Origin of the sequence: uncultured Nostoc sp., assembly GCF_964245575.1 — a bacterium.
Classification (GTDB): domain Bacteria; phylum Cyanobacteriota; class Cyanobacteriia; order Cyanobacteriales; family Nostocaceae; genus Nostoc.
On sequence record NZ_CAXTNP010000494.1, the window covers coordinates 1 to 729 of the forward strand.

The following is a 729-nucleotide window of genomic DNA, read 5'->3' on the forward strand; positions in this document are numbered from 1 at the left end:
TAAATATAAAGAATTTCTAGTACCAGCACTAAGCGAATTGTTTTAATAATATTATTTAAAATGTAGGTAATTCTTGATGCGGGCAAAAGCTCAAAGTTTTGAATGCGTACAGCAAGTATACTTCTTGCTTGCCAATTACTTATACCATTAAATATTTTCTGAAATATCTGATTTAAAATTTTGAAAATTAGCCAAAGTGCAAAGGTAGAAATAACTGTGTAAATAACTCCAAACAGAATATTTTTTAAACTCCGCTCTTGTCTATACTGAATGATACTATTACTAATTTTTGGGAGATATTCATTAGCAAGTTCTTGCCTTGTTTTACCTGCTGCTTTTGCATCACCATCTGTAATCGTAAATATGACTTTATCACCAGATAAAATATCTGTTATACTTGGCTGATCGGAAATTTTTAAAGAATTAACTGGAACTGTTAAGTCTTTAGCCATTGTTTCAATTCTGTTTGTCACCGCCTGCGATCGCTCTGATGCTGAAAATGCGCCGACACCTGCTTTAATGACAAATAATGTTTAATCTCCCAAAACTACAGTCACACCATCTATCTTACTAATGGCTGAAGCCTTACTAGTGGGTGGAGTGTTCTCCTGAGAATAAGCAAAAGGGATAAGGATGATAAGTATAAATACTATCAAAGCTAAACTTAGAAATTTATTTATAAAATATTTTTTGCTATTATTCATTGGTATTTATGAGTCGTAAAACTAC

At 31.8% G+C, this 729-nt stretch carries 1 pseudogene; it reads right to left on the minus strand.

From position 1 onward, the window contains the following. Positions 1–452: pseudogene (locus tag ACFFAP_RS37535) on the minus strand (mechanosensitive ion channel family protein); the annotation flags it as partial. Between the last annotated feature and the right edge of the window lie 277 nt (positions 453–729).